19 protein-coding genes are annotated in these 22,399 nt (G+C 57.5%); 11 read left to right on the forward strand and 8 right to left on the reverse strand.

Annotated elements, in window-relative coordinates; genetic code table 11:
• The first annotated feature begins 10 nt into the window (after positions 1 to 10).
• Both aceA and aceK read left to right on the forward strand, forming a co-directional pair.
• Positions 11 to 1,315 carry an isocitrate lyase gene (gene aceA, locus ACMGGX_RS10980; RefSeq protein ID WP_420298364.1) on the forward strand — a complete coding sequence of 435 codons (1,305 nt, stop codon included), beginning with the start codon at positions 11 to 13 and terminating at the stop codon, positions 1,313 to 1,315.
• Positions 1,316 to 1,367: 52 nt separating this feature from the next.
• Positions 1,368 to 3,107, forward strand: coding sequence for a bifunctional isocitrate dehydrogenase kinase/phosphatase (gene aceK / locus ACMGGX_RS10985; RefSeq protein ID WP_348562204.1), 1,740 nt, complete (start codon positions 1,368 to 1,370; stop codon positions 3,105 to 3,107).
• Between the two features lie 164 nt (positions 3,108 to 3,271).
• On the opposite strand, the gene iclR is transcribed toward aceK, so the two are convergent.
• Positions 3,272 to 4,102, reverse strand: a complete 831-nt coding sequence (gene iclR, locus ACMGGX_RS10990) for a glyoxylate bypass operon transcriptional repressor IclR (protein WP_023309988.1) — start codon at positions 4,100 to 4,102, stop codon at positions 3,272 to 3,274.
• 193 nt (positions 4,103 to 4,295) lie between these two features.
• Between iclR and metH the strand changes: the two genes are divergently transcribed.
• Positions 4,296 to 7,979: a methionine synthase gene (gene metH, locus ACMGGX_RS10995; RefSeq protein ID WP_181594180.1), complete on the forward strand. Its 3,684-nt coding sequence runs from the start codon at positions 4,296 to 4,298 to the stop codon at positions 7,977 to 7,979.
• A 216-nt stretch (positions 7,980 to 8,195) separates the two neighbouring features.
• Positions 8,196 to 9,827: a Na/Pi cotransporter family protein gene (locus tag ACMGGX_RS11000; protein WP_023309990.1), complete on the forward strand. Its 1,632-nt coding sequence runs from the start codon at positions 8,196 to 8,198 to the stop codon at positions 9,825 to 9,827.
• Here ACMGGX_RS11000 and ACMGGX_RS11005 read toward each other — a convergent pair.
• On the reverse strand, positions 9,824 to 10,111 hold the full coding sequence (locus ACMGGX_RS11005; protein ID WP_045355285.1) for an addiction module antidote protein: 288 nt from the start codon (positions 10,109 to 10,111) through the stop codon (positions 9,824 to 9,826). The two genes, ACMGGX_RS11000 and ACMGGX_RS11005, sit on opposite strands and share 4 nt — an antisense overlap.
• Positions 10,112 to 10,117: 6 nt before the next feature.
• Positions 10,118 to 10,420: a type II toxin-antitoxin system RelE/ParE family toxin gene (locus ACMGGX_RS11010; RefSeq protein WP_181594182.1), complete on the reverse strand. Its 303-nt coding sequence runs from the start codon at positions 10,418 to 10,420 to the stop codon at positions 10,118 to 10,120.
• 197 nt (positions 10,421 to 10,617) lie between these two features.
• Between ACMGGX_RS11010 and rluF the strand changes: the two genes are divergently transcribed.
• Positions 10,618 to 11,490 (forward strand): 23S rRNA pseudouridine(2604) synthase RluF, encoded by an 873-nt coding sequence (gene rluF, locus ACMGGX_RS11015; protein WP_023309993.1) that lies wholly within the window; start codon positions 10,618 to 10,620, stop codon positions 11,488 to 11,490.
• On the opposite strand, the gene ACMGGX_RS11020 is transcribed toward rluF, so the two are convergent.
• The 3 genes from ACMGGX_RS11020 to lysC all read right to left on the reverse strand — a co-directional run bounded on the left by ACMGGX_RS11020 (position 11,491) and on the right by lysC (position 14,201).
• Complete coding sequence (locus ACMGGX_RS11020; protein WP_023309994.1) at positions 11,491 to 11,763, reverse strand: DUF3811 domain-containing protein; 273 nt, start codon at positions 11,761 to 11,763, stop codon at positions 11,491 to 11,493. It abuts the gene before it with no gap.
• Between the two features lie 50 nt (positions 11,764 to 11,813).
• A complete protein-coding gene (gene panS, locus ACMGGX_RS11025) occupies positions 11,814 to 12,758 on the reverse strand; it encodes a ketopantoate/pantoate/pantothenate transporter PanS (protein ID WP_252047522.1) in 945 nt (314 codons plus the stop codon).
• Positions 12,759 to 12,851: 93 nt separating this feature from the next.
• On the reverse strand, positions 12,852 to 14,201 hold the full coding sequence (gene lysC / locus ACMGGX_RS11030) for a lysine-sensitive aspartokinase 3 (RefSeq protein ID WP_023309996.1): 1,350 nt from the start codon (positions 14,199 to 14,201) through the stop codon (positions 12,852 to 12,854).
• Between the two features lie 374 nt (positions 14,202 to 14,575).
• On the opposite strand from lysC, the gene pgi reads away from it, so the two are divergent.
• The 5 genes from pgi to ACMGGX_RS11055 all read left to right on the forward strand — a co-directional run bounded on the left by pgi (position 14,576) and on the right by ACMGGX_RS11055 (position 20,367).
• Positions 14,576 to 16,225: a glucose-6-phosphate isomerase gene (gene pgi / locus ACMGGX_RS11035; protein WP_048977787.1), complete on the forward strand. Its 1,650-nt coding sequence runs from the start codon at positions 14,576 to 14,578 to the stop codon at positions 16,223 to 16,225.
• A 367-nt stretch (positions 16,226 to 16,592) separates the two neighbouring features.
• Entirely contained in the window at positions 16,593 to 16,835 is a 243-nt protein-coding gene (gene yjbE / locus ACMGGX_RS11040) for an exopolysaccharide production protein YjbE (protein ID WP_008503423.1), read from the forward strand.
• A gap of 63 nt (positions 16,836 to 16,898) precedes the next feature.
• The gene (locus ACMGGX_RS11045) at positions 16,899 to 17,537 is read left to right on the forward strand and encodes a YjbF family lipoprotein (protein ID WP_420298365.1); all 639 of its coding nucleotides are present in this window, start codon (positions 16,899 to 16,901) and stop codon (positions 17,535 to 17,537) included.
• On the forward strand, positions 17,534 to 18,271 hold the full coding sequence (locus ACMGGX_RS11050) for a capsule biosynthesis GfcC D2 domain-containing protein (RefSeq protein ID WP_420298366.1): 738 nt from the start codon (positions 17,534 to 17,536) through the stop codon (positions 18,269 to 18,271). Before ACMGGX_RS11045 ends, ACMGGX_RS11050 begins: the two co-directional genes overlap by 4 nt.
• Entirely contained in the window at positions 18,271 to 20,367 is a 2,097-nt protein-coding gene (locus tag ACMGGX_RS11055; RefSeq protein WP_420298367.1) for a YjbH domain-containing protein, read from the forward strand. Before ACMGGX_RS11050 ends, ACMGGX_RS11055 begins: the two co-directional genes overlap by 1 nt.
• 77 nt (positions 20,368 to 20,444) lie before the next feature.
• Here the strand turns inward: ACMGGX_RS11055 and ACMGGX_RS11060 are convergent, their stop codons facing one another.
• On the reverse strand, positions 20,445 to 20,897 hold the full coding sequence (locus tag ACMGGX_RS11060) for an acyltransferase (protein ID WP_045355214.1): 453 nt from the start codon (positions 20,895 to 20,897) through the stop codon (positions 20,445 to 20,447).
• Positions 20,898 to 20,993: 96 nt separating this feature from the next.
• Here ACMGGX_RS11060 and psiE point away from each other — a divergent pair, with 96 nt between their 5' ends.
• Positions 20,994 to 21,404: a phosphate-starvation-inducible protein PsiE gene (gene psiE, locus ACMGGX_RS11065; protein ID WP_000202963.1), complete on the forward strand. Its 411-nt coding sequence runs from the start codon at positions 20,994 to 20,996 to the stop codon at positions 21,402 to 21,404.
• A gap of 97 nt (positions 21,405 to 21,501) precedes the next feature.
• Here the strand turns inward: psiE and malG are convergent, their stop codons facing one another.
• Positions 21,502 to 22,392 (reverse strand): maltose ABC transporter permease MalG, encoded by an 891-nt coding sequence (malG, locus tag ACMGGX_RS11070; protein WP_023310002.1) that lies wholly within the window; start codon positions 22,390 to 22,392, stop codon positions 21,502 to 21,504.
• Between the last annotated feature and the right edge of the window lie 7 nt (positions 22,393 to 22,399).

Here is a 22,399-nt window from a genome sequence, read left to right on the forward strand (position 1 = left end):
GCATCTGCACATGAAAACCCGTACCCAACAAATCGAAGAGTTAAAGAAAGAGTGGACACAACCTCGCTGGGAAGGCATCCGCCGTCCTTACAGCGCGGAGGAAGTGGTGAAATTACGCGGCTCGGTCAATCCGGAATGCACGCTGGCACAGAACGGTGCGGCGAAAATGTGGAGGCTGCTGCACGGTGGCTCTAAAAAAGGCTATATCAACAGCCTCGGCGCGCTGACCGGCGGTCAGGCGCTGCAGCAGGCGAAGGCCGGTATTGAGGCGATTTACCTCTCCGGCTGGCAGGTCGCGGCGGACGCCAACCTGGCCTCCAGCATGTACCCGGATCAGTCGCTCTATCCGGCTAACTCCGTGCCGTCGGTGGTGGATCGGATCAACAACACCTTCCGCCGTGCGGATCAGATCCAGTGGGCCGCAGGTATCGAACCTGGCGATCCGCGCTTTACTGACTACTTCCTGCCGATCGTCGCGGATGCGGAAGCGGGCTTCGGCGGCGTGCTGAACGCCTTCGAGCTGATGAAATCGATGATTGAGGCCGGTGCAGCGGCCGTTCACTTCGAAGACCAGCTGGCGTCAGTGAAGAAATGCGGGCACATGGGCGGTAAGGTGCTGGTTCCTACACAGGAAGCCGTACAGAAGCTGGTTGCCGCGCGTCTGGCTGCTGACGTGCTCGGCGTGCCAACGCTGGTCATTGCCCGTACCGATGCGGACGCGGCGGACCTGATCACCTCTGACTGCGACCCGTACGACAGCGAATTCATCACCGGCGAGCGCACCAGCGAAGGCTTCTACCGCACCCATGCCGGCATTGAACAGGCGATCAGCCGCGGCCTGGCGTATGCGCCTTACGCGGACCTGGTCTGGTGTGAAACCTCCACGCCGGATCTGGCGCTGGCAAAACGCTTTGCCGACGCCATCCACGCGAAGTATCCGGGCAAGCTGCTGGCCTATAACTGCTCGCCGTCATTCAACTGGCAGAAAAAGCTGGATGACAAAACCATCGCCAGCTTCCAGCAGCAGCTGTCCGACATGGGCTACAAATACCAGTTCATTACCCTGGCCGGTATCCACAGCATGTGGTTCAACATGTTCGACCTGGCGCACGCCTATGCGCAGGGTGAGGGCATGAAGCACTACGTTGAGAAGGTGCAGCAGCCGGAGTTTGCCGCGGGCAAAGACGGTTACACCTTCGTGTCTCACCAGCAGGAGGTGGGGACCGGCTACTTTGACAATGTGACCACGATTATTCAGGGCGGTACCTCCTCCGTCACCGCCTTAACGGGTTCAACGGAAGAAGCACAGTTCTAATCTTTTCCCCCCTCTCCCCTCTCGGGGAGAGGGTTGGGGTGAGGGGGAATATATGTCGCGTGGCCTGGAATTGCTGATTGCCCAAACTATTTTGCAGGGCTTCGATGCCCAGTATGGTCGTTTTCTTGAAGTGACATCCGGCGCGCAGCAGCGCTTCGAACATGCAGACTGGCATGCGGTTCAGCAGGCCATGAAGCAGCGTATCCATCTCTATGACCACCACGTGGGTCTGGTGGTGGAGCAGCTGCGCTGTATTACCGACGGTAAAAGCCCGGACGCGGAGTTTTTACTGCGCGTGAAGGAGCACTACACCCATCTGTTACCCGATTACCCGCGCTTCGAGATTGCGGAGAGCTTTTTCAACTCCGTCTATTGCCGGTTATTTGACCACCGCTCGCTATCTCCTGAGCGGTTATTTATCTTCAGCTCCCAGCCCGAGCGACGCTTTCGAACCATTCCCCGTCCGCTGGCGAAAGATTTCTTTCCCGATCGCGGATGGGAAAAGCTCCTGCATCGCATGCTAACGGATTTACCGCTGCGCCTGCCCTGGGAGAATAAAACCCGGGATATCGGTTATATCCACGCGCATCTCAACGAAACCTTCGGCGCGGAGGTGCTTAGCCATAGCCATTTGCAGGTGGCCAACGAGCTTTTCTACCGCAATAAAGCCGCCTGGCTGGTCGGCAAACTGGTTACGCCGACCGCCATTGTGCCTTTTCTGCTGCCCATTCACCGTACCGACGATGGGGAACTGTTTGTCGATACCTGCCTGACCACCGGCGCCGAGGCCAGCATCGTGTTTGGCTTCGCCCGCTCCTATTTCATGGTGTACGCCCCGCTGCCTGCCGCGCTGGTGGAGTGGCTGCGAGAGATCCTGCCGGGCAAAACCACCGCCGAGCTGTATATGGCCATTGGCTGCCAGAAGCACGCCAAAACGGAAAGCTACCGGGAGTACCTGCGCTATGTCACCACGGCCGATGAGCAGTTTATCGAAGCGCCCGGCATTCGCGGCATGGTGATGCTGGTCTTTACGCTGCCGGATTTCGACCGGGTCTTTAAGGTGATTAAAGACAGATTCGCGCCGCAGAAAGAGATGACCGCCGCGCACGTTCGTGCCTGCTATCAGCTGGTCAAAGAGCACGACCGCGTCGGGCGCATGGCGGATACCCAGGAGTTCGAAAACTTTGTGCTGGATAAACAGCAGATCGACCCGGCGCTCATGGCGCTGTTAATGCAGGAAGCACCTGCGAAAATCACCGATCTGGGTGACAAAATCGTGATTAGCCATCTCTACATTGAGCGCCGCATGGTACCGCTGAATATCTGGCTTGAGCAGTCCGAAGGCCAGGCGCTGCGGGATGCCATTGAAGAATACGGCAACGCGATTCGCCAGCTTGCCGCCGCCAATATTTTTCCGGGCGACATGCTGTTTAAAAACTTCGGCGTCACCCGTCACGGGCGCGTGGTGTTCTACGATTACGACGAAATTTGCTACATGACCGAAGTGAATTTCCGCGATATACCACAGCCCCGCTACCCGGAAGATGAGCTTTCAGGTGAGCCGTGGTACAGCGTCTCGCCGGGCGATGTGTTTCCGGAGGAGTTTCGCCACTGGCTGTGCGCCGACCCGCGCATCGGGCCGCTATTCGAAGAAATGCATGAGGATCTGTTCCGCGCCAGCTACTGGCGCGGACTGCAAACGCGGATCAAAAACGGGCATGTCGAAGATGTGTACGCTTACCGCCGCAAGCAGAGGTTTTGCATTAGGTTTGCACCTTCTCTCGCAGAGTGAGAGCATCATATTTTCTCCCTCTCTCGCAGAGTGAGGGCATCATGTTTTCTCCCTCTCCCTGTGGGAGAGGGCCGGGGTGAGGGCATCAGGCCGCAGTGCAACCCCATCGCCCGGTGGCGCTGCGCTTACCGGGCCTACGGTTCGAATGTTCGCCGGAACCCAACTTAGCGAATCCCACCATACGCCAGCGTCACCTCTTTCGCCGCCTTAATCACCAGCGCACCCAGCTCGGTCACGCGGTCATCGGTCATCCGCGAAATCGGCCCGGAGATGGAGATGGCGGCAAACGGCTCGCGGTGCTCGTCAAAAATACAGGCCGCGAGGCAGCGCAGGCCCAGGGCATGTTCTTCATCATCAAACGAATAGCCGCGCTTGCGGGTCAGGGCCAGATCTTCTTTCAGATGCACGGGCGATACCAGCGTGGCGTGGGTATAAGCGTGTAAACCTTTACGGTGCAGCAGCCCCGTCACCTGCTCTTCGCTCAGCTGTGAGAGAAACGCTTTCCCCGCTCCGGAGGCGTGCATCGGCAGCTTGCCGCCAATCGGTGCGGACATACGCATCAGCTGCGTGCACTGCACCTGGTCGATGATAATCGCCTGATGGTCGCTTTGGTCCAGCACCGCGAGGTTGACCGTCTCGCCGGACTCCTCCATCAGCTTGCGCAGAATCGGGTGCACAATCGCCAGCAGGTTGCGGCTCTGCAGGAAGCTGCTGCCGACGATAAATGCATGCGCGCCCACCGCCCAGTGCCCCAGCTCGCCGACCTGGCGGACAAAGCCCAGCTGCTGCATGGTGGTCAGCAGGCGATGCGTCGTGGAGTTCGGCAGGCCAGCCTGCTGGGCCAGCTCCGTCAGGGCCACGCTGCCGTGCGACTCGGCTATCCATTCCAGCAGCTTCAAACCTCGCGTGAGCGATTGAACCTGTCCGCCCTGTTGTGCGGCGGCGGCGGTGGCAGCAGGTTTTCTGCCGCGTTTAGCGGGAACGGTCGCGACCATGACGATCTCCTTTTTCTGTATCGTGGAAATCATTTTCGTTTTATTTGGTGGATTTGCAACCGTTATCCTGACTGATCGGAGGAGTGATGGTGAACATGTCTCATGTTACCGCTGTGCGGCTTTTCCACCCTGCGAGATTGTGCCAGTATGGAACGCAGCCTTTTGGCCTTGTTGAGCGTTGTCGGGAGCAAGTGTGAGCAGCAAAGTAGAGCAACTGCGTGCGCAGTTAAATGAACGAATTCTGGTGCTGGACGGCGGCATGGGCACCATGATCCAGGGCTATCGTCTGAGTGAAGACGATTTCCGCGGCGAGCGGTTTGCCGACTGGCCCTGCGACCTGAAAGGGAACAACGACCTGCTGGTGCTCAGCAAGCCGTCCGTCATTAAGGATATCCACAACGCCTACTTCGAAGCGGGTGCGGATATCGTTGAGACCAACACCTTTAACTCGACAACCATCGCCATGGCGGATTACCAGATGGAATCCCTGTCGGCGGAAATCAACCTGGAAGCCGCGAAGCTGGCGCGCGCCTGCGCCGACGAGTGGACGACCCGCACGCCGGACAAGCCTCGCTACGTTGCCGGGGTGCTTGGCCCGACGAACCGCACCGCGTCGATTTCACCGGACGTCAACGACCCGGCGTTTCGTAATATCACCTTCGATCAGCTGGTCGCGGCCTACCGTGAATCGACCAAAGCGCTGGTGGAAGGCGGTTCCGATCTGATCCTGATTGAAACCGTATTCGACACCCTCAACGCCAAAGCCGCCATTTACGCGGTGAAAGAGGAGTTCGAGGCGCTGGGCGTTGACCTGCCGATCATGATTTCCGGCACCATCACCGACGCCTCCGGCCGTACCCTGTCCGGTCAGACAACCGAAGCGTTTTATAACTCCCTGCGTCACGCCGAAGCGCTCTCCTTTGGCCTTAACTGCGCGCTGGGGCCGGATGAACTGCGCCAGTACGTGCAGGAGCTTTCCCGTATCGCGGAATGCTACGTCACCGCCCACCCGAACGCCGGTCTGCCGAACGCGTTCGGTGAATACGATCTCGATGCCGACACCATGGCGGCGCAAATCCGCGAGTGGGCCGAGTCTGGCTTCCTGAACATCGTCGGCGGCTGCTGCGGCACCACGCCGGAGCACATCGCGGCCATGAGCAATGCCGTGGCCGGGCTGCCGCCGCGCAAGCTGCCCGAGCTTCCGGTTGCCTGTCGTCTGTCCGGCCTTGAGCCGTTGACCATCGGCGACGACAGCCTGTTTGTGAACGTGGGTGAGCGTACTAACGTCACCGGTTCGGCAAAGTTCAAGCGCCTGATCAAAGAAGAGAAATACAGCGAAGCGCTGGACGTTGCCCGCCAGCAGGTGGAAAGCGGCGCGCAGATTATCGATATCAACATGGACGAGGGGATGCTCGACGCCGAAGCGGCGATGGTGCGTTTCCTCAACCTGATCGCCGGTGAGCCGGACATCGCCCGCGTGCCGATCATGATTGACTCCTCCAAGTGGGAGGTCATCGAAAAAGGGCTGAAGTGCATTCAGGGTAAAGGCATCGTCAACTCTATCTCGATGAAAGAGGGCGTTGATATCTTTATCCACCACGCGAAGATGGTCCGCCGCTACGGTGCCGCCGTGGTGGTGATGGCCTTTGACGAAGTGGGCCAGGCGGATACCCGCGAGCGTAAAATTGAGATATGCCGCCGCGCGTACAAGATTTTGACCGAAGAGGTGGGCTTCCCGCCGGAAGACATTATCTTTGACCCGAATATCTTCGCCGTCGCGACCGGTATTGAAGAGCACAACAACTATGCCCAGGACTTTATCGGGGCATGTGAGGACATCAAGCGCGAGCTGCCGCATGCGCTGATCTCCGGCGGCGTATCGAACGTGTCGTTCTCGTTCCGCGGTAACGACCCGGTGCGCGAAGCGATCCACGCCGTGTTCCTCTACTACGCCATCCGCAACGGCATGGACATGGGGATCGTTAACGCCGGCCAGCTGGCGATTTACGACGACCTTCCAGCCGAGCTGCGCGATGCCGTAGAGGACGTAATTCTTAACCGCCGCGACGACGCCACCGAGCGCATGCTGGACCTGGCGGAGAAATACCGCGGCAGCAAGTCGGATGAGGCGGCAAACGTTCAGCAGGCCGAGTGGCGTTCCTGGGACGTGAAAAAGCGTCTGGAATACTCGCTGGTTAAAGGCATCACCGAATTTATCGAGCTCGATACTGAAGAGGCGCGCCAGCAGGCAGACCGCCCGATTGAGGTGATCGAAGGCCCGCTGATGGACGGCATGAACGTGGTCGGCGATCTGTTCGGTGAGGGCAAAATGTTCCTGCCGCAGGTGGTGAAATCCGCCCGCGTGATGAAGCAGGCGGTAGCGTATCTTGAGCCCTACATCGAAGCCAGCAAAGAGAAAGGTTCCAGCAACGGCAAGATGGTTATCGCCACCGTGAAGGGCGACGTGCACGACATCGGCAAGAATATCGTCGGCGTAGTGCTGCAGTGTAATAACTACGAAATTATCGACCTTGGCGTGATGGTCCCGGCGGATAAAATCCTCAAGACCGCGCGCGAGGTTAACGCCGACCTGATTGGCCTCTCCGGCCTGATTACGCCGTCGCTCGACGAAATGGTCAACGTGGCAAAAGAGATGGAGCGACAGGGCTTCACCATTCCGCTATTGATTGGCGGGGCGACCACCTCAAAAGCGCACACGGCGGTGAAAATCGAGCAGAACTACAGTGGCCCGACGGTGTACGTGCAGAACGCCTCGCGCACCGTGGGCGTGGTCTCCGCGCTGCTCTCCGACACCCAGCGCGACGATTTTGTGGCGCGCACCCGCAAAGAGTACGAAACCGTTCGCATCCAGCACGGCCGTAAGAAACCGCGCACCCCGCCTGTTTCGCTTCAGGCGGCGCGCGACAACGATCTGGCCTTCGACTGGTCCAGCTACACGCCACCGGTGGCACATCGTCTGGGCGTGCAGGACGTGACGGCCAGCATCGAGACGCTGCGTAACTACATCGACTGGACGCCATTCTTTATGACCTGGTCGCTGGCGGGCAAATATCCGCGCATCCTGGAAGATGAGGTGGTCGGCGAGGAGGCGAAGCGCCTGTTTAAAGATGCCAACGACATGCTCGACACGCTGAGCGCAGAGAAAACCCTCAACCCGCGCGGCGTGGTGGGCCTGTTCCCGGCAAACCGCGTGGGCGACGACATCGAAATCTACCGCGATGAAACCCGCACCCACGTGCTGGCTGTCAGCCGCCATCTGCGCCAGCAAACGGAGAAAGTGGGCTTTGCCAACTACTGCCTGGCCGATTTCGTCGCGCCGAAGCTGAGTGGTAAAGCCGACTATATCGGCGCCTTTGCGGTAACCGGCGGTCTGGAAGAAGACGCGCTGGCGGACGCGTTCGAAGCGCAGCACGATGATTACAATAAAATCATGGTGAAAGCGATTGCCGACCGCCTGGCGGAAGCCTTCGCCGAGTACCTCCACGAGCGCGTGCGTAAGGTGCACTGGGGCTACGCGGCGAATGAAAACCTCAGCAATGAGGAGCTGATCCGCGAAAACTACCAGGGGATTCGCCCGGCGCCGGGCTATCCGGCCTGTCCGGAGCACACCGAAAAAGGCACCATCTGGAAGCTGCTGGATGTGGAAGCCCATACCGGCATGAAGCTCACCGAGTCGTTCGCCATGTGGCCAGGCGCGTCCGTCTCAGGCTGGTACTTCAGCCATCCGGACAGCAAGTACTTTGCCGTGGCGCAGCTGCAGCGGGATCAGATTGAAGATTACGCCCTGCGCAAAGGGATGAGCGTGTCTGAAGTGGAGCGCTGGCTGGCGCCAAATCTCGGCTACGACGCCGACTAAAATCACTTTTCCTTACAACAAACAGGGCGCTCATTGGGCGCCCTGTCTCTTTCTTACGTTTAAACCCTTATACTGGAAGAAGGTTCTTATCTTTTGCCCGGTGGCGCTGCGCTTACCGGACCTGCGCGTAGGCCGGATAAGGCGTAGCCGCCATCCGGCAAGACAATGCGCAACAAACCTCAGGAAAACACATAACGATAAGGAGGAAAAACTTCCGTGCTGACGTTGTTACACCTGCTCTCTGCAGTCGCACTGCTCGTATGGGGCACCCATATCGTCCGTACCGGCGTGATGCGCGTATTTGGCGCGCGCTTACGTACCGTTCTCAGCAGCAGCGTTGAGAAGAAGCCGCTCGCCTTCTGCGCGGGCATTGGCGTAACGGCGCTGGTTCAGAGCAGTAACGCCACAACCCTGCTTGTCACCTCCTTTGTGGCGCAGGATCTGGTGGCGCTGGCCCCGGCGCTGGTGATTGTGCTGGGGGCGGATGTAGGTACCGCGCTGATGGCGCGTATCCTGACCTTCGATCTCTCCTGGCTGTCGCCACTGCTGATTTTTATCGGCGTTATCTTCTTCCTCGGCCGCAAGCAGACGCGCGCCGGACAGCTCGGGCGCGTAGGGATAGGCCTGGGGCTGATCCTGCTGGCGCTGGAGCTGATTGTGCAGGCGGTCACGCCAATCACCGAGGCCAACGGCGTGCAGGTCATCTTCGCCTCCCTGACCGGGGACATTATGCTGGATGCTCTGATTGGCGCGGTGTTTGCCATCGTCAGCTACTCCAGCCTGGCGGCGGTTCTTCTGACGGCGACCTTAACCGCCACAGGGGCGATCTCCTTCCCGGTGGCGCTGTGTCTGGTGATCGGGGCTAACCTCGGCTCCGGCCTGCTGGCGATGCTCAATAACAGCGCGGCCAACGCCGCAGCCCGCCGCGTGGCCCTCGGCAGCCTGCTGTTTAAGCTGGTGGGCAGCCTGATTATTCTGCCGTTCGTTCACCCGCTGGCGAACCTGATGGACAACCTACCGCTGCCGAAGGCGGAGCTGGTGATCTATTTCCACGTGTTCTACAACCTGGTGCGCTGCCTGGCGATGGTGCCGTTTGCCGCGCCGATGGCCCGCTTCTGCGAACGCCTCATTCAGGACGAACCGGAGCTGGATGCGCGCCTGAAGCCGAAGCACCTGGATACCTCCGCACTGGATACCCCGGCGCTGGCGCTGGCGAACGCCGCGCGCGAGACGCTGCGCATGGGCGACGCAATGGAAACCATGCTCGAAGGCCTGCAAAAGGTGATGCACGGCGAGCCGCGTGAAGAGAAAGAACTGCGCAGACTGGCGGACGATATCAACGTGCTCTATACCGCCATTAAGCTTTACCTGGCACGTATGCCGCAGGACGAGCTGGCGGAGGAGGAGTCCCGCCGCTGGGCGGAAATCATCGAGATGTCGCTTAACCTTGAGCAGGCCTCGGATATTGTGGAGCGTATGGGCAGCGAGATCGCCGACAAATCCCTTGCCGCGCGTCGTGCGTTTTCAGGTGAAGGCCTGAAGGAGCTGGAAGCGCTGCACGAACAGCTGGTCAGCAACCTCAAGCTGGCGATGCTGGTCTTCTTCTCCAGCGACGTGCCGAGCGCGCGGCGCCTGCGTCGCAACAAGCATCGTTTCCGTATTCTGAACCGCCGCTACTCGCATGCCCACGTTGAGCGTCTGCACCAGCAGAACGTGCAGAGTATCGAGACCAGCTCCCTGCATCTGGGGCTGCTGGGGGATATGAAGCGTCTCAACTCGTTGTTCTGCGCGGTGGCGTACAGCGTGATGGAACAGCCGGATGAAGACGACGAGCGGGATGAGTATTAATCTCCGGCGTGTTTGATTGTTAGCCCAAGACCCAATGCTTTCATGACCGCCAGAGTTGTTTTAAGCGTTGGGTTTCCTTTATCACTGAACGAGCGATACAGTTGCTCTCGTGATAGGCCAGTTTGCTGTGAAATGGTCGACATTCCTTTCGCACGCGCGATGACGCCCAGCGCTTTAGCAATATACGCTGAGTCGCCCGTTTCTAAGGCATCAGCCATAAACACGGCGATTTCCTCATCATCCACCAGCGCGTTTGCTGGATCGTAGGATGTTAATTTATGCATGCTCATTCACTCCTGCCATTGGGATACATTGCTCAGCATTTTTGCCATAAGTATGTCTCTGGCCTGGCTGCTTTTGTCACCACCACACAACAGCACAATGATGCAATTGCCCTGGTCTTTAAAATAGATTCTGTAGCCCGGGCCATAGTGGATCCTCAGCTCACTTATACCTTCCCCAAGGGGTTTAATGTCGCCCGCTAAACCATTTGCCAACCGAAAGAGGCGGGAAGCGATAATGGTCTTCGCTCGCCGATCTTTTAAGTTTTGCTCCCAGCGTTGGAAGGATTCTGTCTGAACTATCTCCTTCATATTACTCCATGTGATTTATAAACTACAAATAGTTGTCTCTGGAGAGTAAAGCTAAAAGGAGTTAGCTCAAGGATAAATGGCCTGACGCTAAATCCTGAAAGCGTCTCGCAAACTAAAAAACCCGCTTCAGTTACCGTCAGCTAATCTTTTTTTTCGGCCCATACCTAAGGTATATTTCGCCCTTCACAGGAGAAACTATGCTGCCAACTCAATCAACCCGATTAAACAAATACATTAGCGAGAGCGGGATCTGCTCACGTCGCGAGGCTGACCGTTACATTGAACAGGGTAACGTGTTTCTTAACGGCAAACGCGCCACCATCGGCGACCAGGTGGTCCCTGGCGATGTGGTTAAAGTGAATGGTCAGGTCATCGAACCGCGTGATGCTGAAGACCTGGTGTTTATCGCGTTGAACAAACCGGTTGGGATTGTCAGCACCACGGAAGACGGTGAGCGGGACAACATCGTTGATTTCGTGAACCACAGCAGCCGTATCTTCCCGATTGGCCGTCTGGATAAAGACTCACAGGGGCTTATTTTCCTCACCAACCACGGCGATCTGGTCAACAAAATCCTGCGTGCCGGTAACGACCACGAGAAAGAGTACATTGTGACGGTGAATAAGCCGGTCACGGACGAATTTATTCGCGGCATGGGCGCGGGCGTGCCGATCCTCGGCACCGTCACGAAGAAGTGTAAGGTTAAGAAAGAAGCGCCGTTCGCGTTCCGCATTACGCTGGTGCAGGGCCTGAACCGCCAGATCCGCCGCATGTGCGAACACTTCGGTTATGAAGTGACGAAGCTGGAACGCACGCGCATCATGAACGTCAGCCTGTCCGGCATCCCGCTGGGCGAGTGGCGCGATTTAACGGATGACGAGCTGATTGAGCTCTTTAAGCTTATCGAGAATTCCTCGTCCGAAGCGAAGCCGAAGGCCAAAGCAAAACCGAAAACCCAGGCGATTAAGCGCCCGGTGGTGAAGGCGCCGCAGGCGGAAGATAAGGGGCGAGGCAAGCCGGGTAATGGAAAACGCTTTACCCAGCCGGGGCGCAAAAAGAAAGGGCGCTGATTAGCGCCTTCCACGGGTAGACGTTGTGGCCGACCAGGAAAAGGTCGCCTCTGCATCGGGTTTATAAGCCTGCTCTTTTTTCAGCTTGCGGGCTTTTTTCGCCGCGGCGTCACGCTGCGCCATCAGCTTATCGATGTACTCTTTTTTCACCTGATTGGTTTCGGCGTTTGTCAGCGTGCGGCCATGTGCGATACGGGCGCGGTCGAGAAGCGTTTTCAGTTCGCGCTGCTCGGCTTCCGTCATGTCTTTCTGGGTCAAACGTGGTGTAGCCATTGCTGAAGCCTCCTGATAGAGAGGCTTCAGTGTAAAGCAAGCCGCGCAAATTAACCCTGCTTCACCGCATCTTTTTTCGTTTGTTCATCAATCGGTTTGCCGGACCAGTAGCCCGCCAGCAGCGAGCCGGAGAGGTTATGCCAGACGGAGAACAGCGCGCCAGGCAGGGCCGCCAGCGGGGAGAAGTAGATTTTACCGAGCGCCGCCGCCAGGCCGGAGTTCTGCATGCCTACCTCGATTGCCAGCGTGCGGCAGGTAGATTCGTCAAAACCGAACAGCTTCCCGCCCCAGTAGCCGCCCAGCAGGCCAATCGTGTTATGCAGCACCACGGCGATGATCACCACAAAGCCCACGGAGGCAATGTGCGATGCGGAACCCGCCACCACGGCGCTGATGATCGCCAGAATGCAGACCATCGAAAACGCGGGCAGGTACGGCTCAACGGCCTTCACCAAGCGCGGGAAAAGATGGTGAATGACCAGCCCCAGCGCAATCGGGATCACCACAATCTGCAGAATGCTGAGCAGCATGCCCATCACGTCCACCTGAATATGCGCGTCCACGTACAGGCGGGTTAACAGCGGTGTGGCAACGACGCCAACCAGAGTCGAAACGGACGAGATCGTGACGGAGAGCGCCACGTCGCCTTTCGCCAGGTAGATCATGACGTTGGACGCCGTGCCGCTGGCCACGCTGCCCACCAGCACCATCCCGGCGGAGAGATCGGGCGGCATCTTAAAGGCCATCGCCAGCAGCCACGCCGCAAGCGGCATTACCAGGTAGTGCAGGAAGATCCCTGCCGCGACGGGCGCAGGGCGAGACAGCACGCGTTTAAAGTCGTCGATTTTCAGATGCACGCCCATACCGAACATGATCAGCATCAGCAGCGTGGCGACCCACGGACCAATGCCCGTGAACGTAGCGGGGGTGTAATACGCGAGTACGGAGAGCAGCAGCGCCCATAGCGGGAACAGCCGCGTAACGGCGGATAACATAGTGGATTCCTTGCAGTATTGTCGTGTTGTTTAGTTATGAAAAAGCCGGGTCTGTGCCCGGCTTATAGGTATTGTTTATCGTGCTAACGAATTTTATTCAAACAAATTCTGATGAAGTTTCTGCACGACCTGCTCGGCCTGATCGGCAGGCACCAGGAAGCAGAGGTTGTAGCTGGATGCGCCGTAGCAGATCATGCGGATGCTGAACGGGTCGAGCACGCCGAACACTTCTTTACCCACGCCGCAGGCGCGCGACAGCTTGTTGCCGATGATGGCAACCAGCGCCAGGTCTTCTTCTACTTCCACGCGGCACAGCTCAGACAGCTCAATCAGCAGCGACTGCGTCAGCAGCGTGTCGCCGGTGGAGGTAGAGCCGGTGGTGTCCAGCGTCAGCGCAATGCTCACTTCAGAGGTGGTGATCAGATCCACCGAGATATTATGGCGCGCCAGAATGCCAAACACTTCCGCCAGGAAACCGCGGGAATGCAGCATATTGTGGCTGTGGAGCGTCACCAGCGTCTGGCGACGACGCAGCGCCAGGGCGCGGAACAGCGGTGGGTTTTCCGTTTTCTTGCAGACCAGCGTCCCGCCCGCTTTCGGATCTTTACTGGAACCCACGAAGACTGGAATATCGCTGCGCACTGCCGGCAGCAGCGTTGCCGGGTGCAGCACTTTCGCGCCGAAGGTGGCCATTTCCGCCGCTTCTTCAAAGGCGATCACATCAATACGTTTAGCCGCGGAAACGACGCGTGGGTCGGTGGTGTAAATGCCCGGAACGTCCGTCCAGATATCCACGCGCGTTGCATGCAGGGCTTCGCCCAGCAGCGCGGCGGTGTAGTCGCTGCCGCCGCGGCCAAGCGTGGTGGTGCGGCCTTTCGCTTCACTGCCGATAAAGCCCTGGGTGATCACGATACCGTCTGCCAGGCGTGGTGCCAGCTGCTGATTGGTCAGCTCCGCCAGCGCCTCAACGTCCGGCTCGGCACGACCAAAGCGATCGCTGGTACGCATCACTTTACGCACGTCAAACCACTGCGCCTGAACGTTACGCTCGCGCATGATTTCAACAAACAGCAGGGTGGACATCAGCTCGCCGTGGCTGACCAGTTCGTCGGTCAGTGCGGTGGAGGTGGCCAGAGAGGCCGCTTCTGCCAGAGTGGTAATATTTTCCAGCAGACGCTCCACTTCCTCGCGGATGACGTTCGGGTTCTGCAGACGCTCAAGAATATCGAACTGAATTTTGCGCAGTGCATCCAGCTTCACGAAACGTTCTGTCGCTTCCAGTCCTTCAGACAGAGAAACCAGCAGGTTCGTCACGCCGGCGGATGCAGACAGCACCACCAGGCGGGTATTCGGATCGGCCAGCACCACATCGGCGCTGCGGTTCATGGCATCGTAATCGGCCACACTGGTGCCGCCAAATTTGGCGACCACAAAACTCGTCATAACAACCTCGTGTCAGGGAATGAATAAGCGACCTTGGCACAAGAGTGAAACGAAAACAGGTGCAGGCGCAAAATACGGCCCTATAAATAAAATGCGGGGGAGGTCCTGTCAATGCTGGGATTATGCGGATTTTTTATGGGGGGGTACCCCTGAGAAACAGGACTTATAACAGCGCCAGATTTTATGCTCCGTTTTAGGGCTTTTTGACCGACATTTCGCCGCCCCAGGAGGCTCCGTCAGCAGCTATACTTTTCGGGTCTTTTCACCTGTGTTTGATGCAGGCCAGGGCAATGGCATAAAAACCATCACAATTTTTATTTGCAGGCGCTACAATCGACCGCAGTCACAATTCTCAAATCAGAAGAGTATTGCTAATGAAAAACATCAACCCAACGCAGACCGCTGCCTGGCAGGCACTCCAGAAACATTTTGATGAAATGAAAGACGTCACCATCGCGGATCTGTTCGCGAAGGATGCCGATCGTTTCTCTAAGTTCTCCGCGACCTTCGACGACCTGATGCTGGTGGATTTCTCCAAAAACCGCATTACCGAAGAGACGCTGGCAAAACTGCAGGATCTGGCGAAAGAAACCGAGCTTGCTGACGCCATCAAATCCATGTTCTCCGGTGAGAAAATTAACCGTACCGAAGACCGTGCCGTGCTTCACGTGGCCCTGCGTAACCGTAGCAATACGCCAATCATCGTTGACGGCAAAGACGTCATGCCGGAAGTGAACGCGGTGCTGGAAAAGATGAAAACCTTCTCCGAAGCGATCATCTCCGGTAGCTGGAAAGGCTACACCGGCAAAGCGATTACCGACGTGGTGAACATCGGTATCGGCGGTTCTGACCTCGGCCCGTTCATGGTGACCGAAGCGCTGCGTCCGTATAAAAACCACCTCAATATGCACTTTGTGTCTAACGTCGATGGTACCCACATCGCTGAAGTGCTGAAGAACGTGAACCCGGAAACCACCCTGTTCCTGGTTGCGTCCAAAACCTTCACCACTCAGGAAACCATGACCAACGCCCACAGCGCGCGCGACTGGTTCCTGAAAACCGCAGGCGACAACAAGCACGTGGCGAAACACTTCGCGGCGCTGTCTACCAACGGCAAAGCGGTCAGCGAGTTCGGCATTGATACCGCGAACATGTTCGAGTTCTGGGACTGGGTCGGTGGCCGCTACTCCCTGTGGTCTGCGATCGGTCTGTCCATCATCCTGTCCGTGGGCTTCGACAACTTCGTTGAGCTGCTCTCCGGCGCGCACGCGATGGATAAACACTTCTCCACGACCGCACCAGAGAAAAACCTGCCGGTGCTGCTGGCGCTGATCGGTATCTGGTACAACAACTTCTTCGGCGCTGAAACCGAAGCGATCCTGCCTTACGACCAGTACATGCACCGCTTCGCAGCCTACTTCCAGCAGGGCAACATGGAATCCAACGGTAAATACGTTGACCGTAACGGCAACGCGGTGGATTACCAGACTGGCCCAATCATCTGGGGCGAGCCGGGCACCAACGGTCAGCATGCCTTCTACCAGCTGATCCACCAGGGCACCAAAATGGTACCGTGCGATTTCATCGCCCCGGCTATCACCCATAACCCGCTGTCCGACCACCATCCGAAGCTGCTGTCGAACTTCTTTGCGCAGACCGAAGCGCTGGCGTTCGGTAAATCCCGCGAAGTGGTTGAGCAGGAATACCGTGACCAGGGTAAAGATCCGGCAACCCTGGACCACGTTGTGCCGTTCAAAGTGTTCGAAGGCAACCGCCCAACCAACTCCATCCTGCTGCGCGAAATCACGCCGTTCAGCCTGGGCGCGCTGATTGCCCTGTACGAGCACAAGATCTTCACGCAGGGCGCCATCCTGAACATCTTCACCTTTGACCAGTGGGGCGTTGAGCTGGGCAAACAACTGGCAAACCGTATTCTGCCAGAGCTGGGTGACGATAAAGCGATTGCCAGCCATGACAGCTCGACAAATGGTTTGATCAACCGTTATAAAGCATGGCGCGCGTAATTAAAACGTCATGAAAACGTGCCGGCTTAATGCCGGCATTTTTTTATCGGATAATTCCTGATGTCTGTTAGTTAACTCAAATTCTGAATCTGAGTTTAATCCGAAAAAGACGCTTAACCCGTTAATTCCTGCGGTTTATTTTAAGAAAATACGTAGTGGTTCATTAATATGCTTATATTATAATTTATTGATTTATAACAATTATATATTTATGTTATTTGTCTTTCATTTCCATTTTAACCATTAGTCCGAAAACTCCATCCCTATTTCCCCTTACGGCAAACCCACGGCAGTAGTTGTGTATACTCGATTCCGCCTGAAATTCTTTTCGGGCAAATCTCCATTCATTCATTGAAGGGAAATTGTTATGAAGAAAGTACTGTATGGCATTTTTGCCATATCTGCGCTTGCGGCGACATCTGTCTATGCAGCTCCGGTTCAGGTCGGGGAAGCGGCAGGTTCGGCTGCGACGTCTGCGTCTGCGGGAAGTTCTACCGCAGCCAGCGCCAGCACCGTAAGTTCAGCCGTGGGTGTCGCGCTGGCGGCAACCGGTGGCGGTGATGGCTCCAATACCGGAACCACGACCACCACGACAACCAGCACCCAGTAATAGCGGGTGTTTTAATCATAACCACACTTCGGTGTGGTTATTTCGCCCCTTCGGAGAAGAGTCGTGAAGCGACCTGCAATCATTCTGATTTGCCTGCTGCTGCAGGCGTGCTCGGCCACCACCAAAGGGCTGGGAAACTCACTGTGGGAAAGCATGTTCGGTACACCGGGCGTGCATCTGACCGATGACGAACTTCAAAACATGCCCTATGCCAGCCAGTACATGCAGCTAAACGATGGCCCGCAGCTGTTTGTGGTGCTCGCTTTCGATGAAAACGGGCAGCAGAAATGGGTGACGCAGGATCAGGCCACCATCGTGACGCAGCATGGTCGTATCGTGAAAACCCTGTTGGGCGGCGACAACCTGCTGGAAGTGAATAATATCGCTGCCGATCCGCTGATCAAGCCGAACCAGATCGCCGACGGCGCAAGCTGGGCGCGCACGATGGGCTGGACCGAACATAAGCAGGTGCGTTACGCCACGGCACGCTCGACTTTCCGCTGGGACGGCACGGACAGCGTGAAAGTCGGCAGCGACGAAACCCGTGTCCGCGTGCTGGATGAAGAAGTCACCACCGACCAGGCCACCTGGCACAACCGCTTCTGGATCGACGAGGAAGGGCAGATCCGCCACTCCCTGCAGTATCTCGGTGCCGGATTCTTCCCGGTGAAAACCACCCTGATCAAGGCGGCGAAATCATGAAAACGCTCATCCACGTTGCGCTTATCGCCAGCCTTGCCGCGCCGCTGGCATGGTCCGCAGGGACGGTGAAGGTCTACACGCCGGACAGTGAAAAACCCAAAACCTTAACCCACGCTGAGCATCTGCTCGATCTCGTCGGACAGCCAAGGCTCGCCAACAGCTGGTGGCCGGGGGCAGTGATCGCTGAACGTCAGAAGACCGCTGAAGCGGAACAACAGCACAAGGCGCTCCTTGCCAGGCTGACGGGGTTAGCGGAGCAGGAAGATGGCGACGACGCGGCGGCCATTAACAGCGTTTGCCAGCAGCTGCAGGCGCTGAAGGTGACGGGCCGTCAGAACGTGAATCTTGATCCCGATGAAGTGCGCGTCACGGAAAAGGGCAACCCCACGCTTGAAGGGGAATATACGCTCTGGCTGCCGGTGAAGCCGACGACGGTGACCGTGATGGGGCTAATCAGCAGCCCGGGTAAAAAGCCCTTTACGCCCGGTCGTGACGTGGCGAGCTACCTCGACGAGCAGAGCCTGCTGAGCGGTGCCGATAACAGCTACGCCTGGGTGGTTTACCCTGACGGGCACACGCAGAAAGCCCCCGTCGCTTACTGGAATAAACGGCACATCGAACCTATGCCGGGCAGCATCATTTTTGTCGGTTTTGCCGACCATTTCTGGACGAAGGCGTATGACGGGCTTAACGCCGATATCCTTCACTCCCTGATTCAGCGGATACCGGAATAATGAAAAAAACCTATCTCTACAGCATGCTGGCGCTCTGCGTGAGTGCCGCCTGCCATGCAGAAACGTATCCGGCACCCATTGGCCCGTCTCAGTCAGACTTCGGCGGCGTCGGTTTACTGCAAACGCCCACCGCGCGTATGGCGCGCGAAGGGGAAATTAGCCTTAACTACCGTGATAACGACCAGTATCGCTACTACTCCGCCTCGGTACAGCTGTTCCCGTGGCTTGAAACCACGCTGCGCTATACCGACGTGCGTACGAAACAATACAGCAGCGTTGAGGCGTTCTCCGGCGATCAGACCTACAAAGATAAAGCCTTCGACGTCAAGCTGCGCCTGTGGGAAGAGAGCTACTGGATGCCGCAGGTGTCCGTGGGCGCCAAAGATATCGGCGGTACCGGTCTGTTTGATGCGGAATACATCGTGGCCAGCAAAGCCTGGGGACCGTTCGACTTCTCGCTCGGCCTGGGATGGGGCTATCTCGGCACCAGCGGTAACGTGAAAAACCCGTTTTGCTCCTACAGCGACAAATACTGCTATCGCGATAACAGCTACAAAAAAGCCGGTTCCATCAACGGGGATCAGATGTTCCACGGCCCGGCATCGCTGTTTGGCGGCGTAGAGTATCAAACGCCCTGGCAGCCATTACGCCTGAAGCTGGAATATGAAGGGAATGACTACTCGCAGGACTTCGCCGGGAAGATTGAGCAGAAGAGCAAGTTTAACGTCGGCGCCATTTATCGCGTCACCGACTGGGCCGACGTTAACCTCAGCTACGAGCGCGGCAATACGGTGATGTTTGGCTTCACGCTGCGCACCAACTTTAACGACATGCGTCCGCACTACAATGATAACGCGCGCCCTGCATACCGGCCGGAGCCGCAGGATGCGATTCTGCAGCACTCCGTGGTGGCAAACCAGCTGACGCTGTTGAAATACAATGCCGGCCTGGCGGATCCGAAGATTCAGACCAAGGGCGATACGCTTTACGTCACCGGCGAGCAGGTGAAATACCGCGACTCGCGCGAAGGGATCGAACGCGCCAACCGGATCGTTATGAACGATCTGCCGGAGGGGATCCGCACGATCCGCGTGACGGAGAACCGTCTCAACCTGCCGCAGGTCACAACCGAAACGGACGTTGCCAGCCTCAAGCGCCATCTGGAAGGCGAGCCGCTCGGGCATGAAACCGAGCTGGTGCAAAAACGCATCGAGCCCGTGGTGCCGGAAACCACCGAGCAGGGCTGGTATATCGACAAATCGCGCTTCGATTTCCATATCGATCCGGTGCTGAACCAGTCCGTCGGCGGGCCTGAAAACTTCTACATGTATCAGCTGGGCGTGATGGCGACAGCGGATCTGTGGGTCACCGACCACCTGCTGACCACCGGCAGCCTGTTCGGCAACATCGCTAACAACTACGACAAATTCAACTACACCAACCCACCAAAAGACTCGACGCTGCCGCGCGTGCGTACCCGCGTGCGTGAATACGTGCAGAACGATGCCTACGTGAATAACCTGCAGGCCAACTACTTCCAGTACTTCGGCAACGGCTTCTACGGCCAGGTGTACGGCGGGTATCTGGAAACCATGTACGGCGGCGCGGGGGCGGAAGTGCTTTATCGTCCTGTCGACAGCAACTGGGCGTTCGGGGTTGATGCCAACTACGTCAAGCAGCGTGACTGGCGCAGCGCGCAGGACATGATGAAGTTCACCGACTACAGCGTCAAAACGGGCCATCTGACCGCCTACTGGACGCCGTCGTTCGCCCCTGACGTGCTGGTGAAAGCCAGCGTCGGCCAGTACCTGGCGGGCGATAAGGGCGGCACGCTGGATATCTCTAAACACTTCGACAGTGGCGTCGTGGTGGGCGGCTACGCCACCATCACCAACGTCTCGCCGGACGAGTACGGGGAAGGGGACTTCACCAAAGGGGTCTACGTGTCGATTCCGCTGGATCTGTTCTCGTCAGGCCCAACCCGCAGCCGCGCGGCGATTGGCTGGACGCCGCTGACGCGTGACGGGGGTCAGCAGCTTGGACGTAAGTTCCAGCTGTATGACATGACGAGCGATAAGAACATTAACTTCCGCTGATGCTTCACGCCGGGCGGCACCGCGTTTGCCCGGCCTGCTATTTTGTAGGCCCGGTAAGCGCAGCGCCACCGGGCGAATCACAAGCGGCGCAGTAGCCTCGCCGGGTTCCCGGCATAGACACCTTTCTCGACGATCGATTTTGTTACCACGCTCCCTGCACCAATCACCGCACCGTCGCAGATGGATACCGCCAGAATGGTCGCTCCACTGCCTATCGAAACATCATTCCCCACGGTAATATGGCCCCAGCTCTCTCGGTCGGCGTTCGGTTTCCCCTCCCGAAACATATCGTTGGCAAACATCACGCCATGACCAACAAAGCAACGCTGACCAATAGTGACATACTCGCAGATGAAGGTGTGCGACTGGATTTTGCAGTCGTCACCGATGCGCGTATTGCCCTGGATTTCAACAAACGGGCCGACGAATACGCCGTTGCCCAGCACACAGTCATAAAGGTTAGCAGGCTCATATACGATCACATTGTCGCCACAGGTCACGTTGCGAACCCCGGTTTGTTTACGCTCCATCGGTTTTCTTCCTACATAAAACATAATTAAAAAATATAGATCCCCGTCACATTTTTGCGTTATACAGGAACCTCGCCCTGGAGAATGAGGTGCTGTATGACATCCCTGACTCGCCCGCGCGTTGAGTTTATCTCAACGATCCTCCAGACCGTGCTGAACCTCGGTCTGTTGAGCCTTGGCCTGATACTGGTCGTCTTTTTGGGTAAAGAGACGGTGCATCTTGCGGATGTACTGTTCGCCCCTGAACAAACCAGCAAATATGCGCTGGTGGAAGGCCTGGTGGTCTACTTTCTCTACTTTGAATTTATCGCCCTGATTGTGAAGTACTTTCAGTCCGGCTTTCACTTCCCGCTGCGTTATTTTGTCTACATTGGGATCACTGCGATAGTGCGGCTGATCATCGTCGATCATAAATCCCCGCTCGACGTGCTGATCTACTCGGCGGCGATCCTGCTGCTGGTGATCACCCTCTGGCTGTGCAACTCGAAGCGGCTGAAACGCGAATAAAAAAATGGCGGCCCGGAGGCCGCCTAACAACAGTCACAAGTTGGGTCAATACAATACGTCTAAAGTTGAGGGTTGCAGTGGCATAACAAAATGAAACTTAACCTTTCACACCGCCCGCCGTCAGGCCGTTGACCAGCCAGCGCTGGGCCAGCAGGAACACCACGGTAATCGGGATGGCGGAAAGTACGGCCGCCGCGGCAAAGTCGCCCCACAGGTAGTTTTGCGGGTTGAGGTATTGCTGCATACCTACGGCCAGGGTGTAGCTGTTCACATCACGCAGTAACAGTGAGGCAACCGGTACTTCGGTGATCGCAGCGATAAACGACAGGATAAACACTACCGCCAGAATCGGCACCGACAGCGGCAGCAGCACCAGGCGGAACGCCTGCCACGGGGTTGCGCCATCCAGCGCGGCCGCTTCTTCCAGCGAGCCGTCGATAGTTTCGAAATAGCCCTTAATGGTCCATACATGCAGTGCGATACCGCCAAGATAGGCGAAGATCACGCCGCCGTGGGTGTTCAGGCCGATAAAGGGTACGTACTGGCCCAGACGGTCAAACAGGGCATACAACGCCACCAGCGACAGCACGGCCGGGAACATCTGGAAAATCAGCATCCCTTTCAGCAGCGTCGCTTTGCCCGGGAAACGCATGCGGGCGAAGGCGTAGGCGCAGGTGGTGGAAAGCGCCACGATACCAATGGCGGTAATGCCTGCGATTTTCACCGAGTTCCACAGCCACAGCAGCACCGGGAACGGCGGCGGCGTGACGCGGCCATCCGCATGTTCCACGCTGAAGCCCAGCGCGAGCTTCCAGTGCTCCCAGGAGATTTCGTCCGGGATCAGGCTCCCCGTTGCGAAGTTACCCGAACGCAGAGAGATGGCGATAACCATCAGCAGCGGGAACATGATCGCCGCGATGAAAATCAGCAGGCCTAAGTGCGTCGCCAGGAGGCGCAACTTCTGAGATTTGGGTTGTACCATTGCCATGATTGAT

Source organism: Enterobacter sp. BNK-29 (assembly GCF_048684785.1).
GTDB classification, from domain to species: Bacteria; Pseudomonadota; Gammaproteobacteria; order Enterobacterales; family Enterobacteriaceae; genus Enterobacter; species Enterobacter cloacae_M.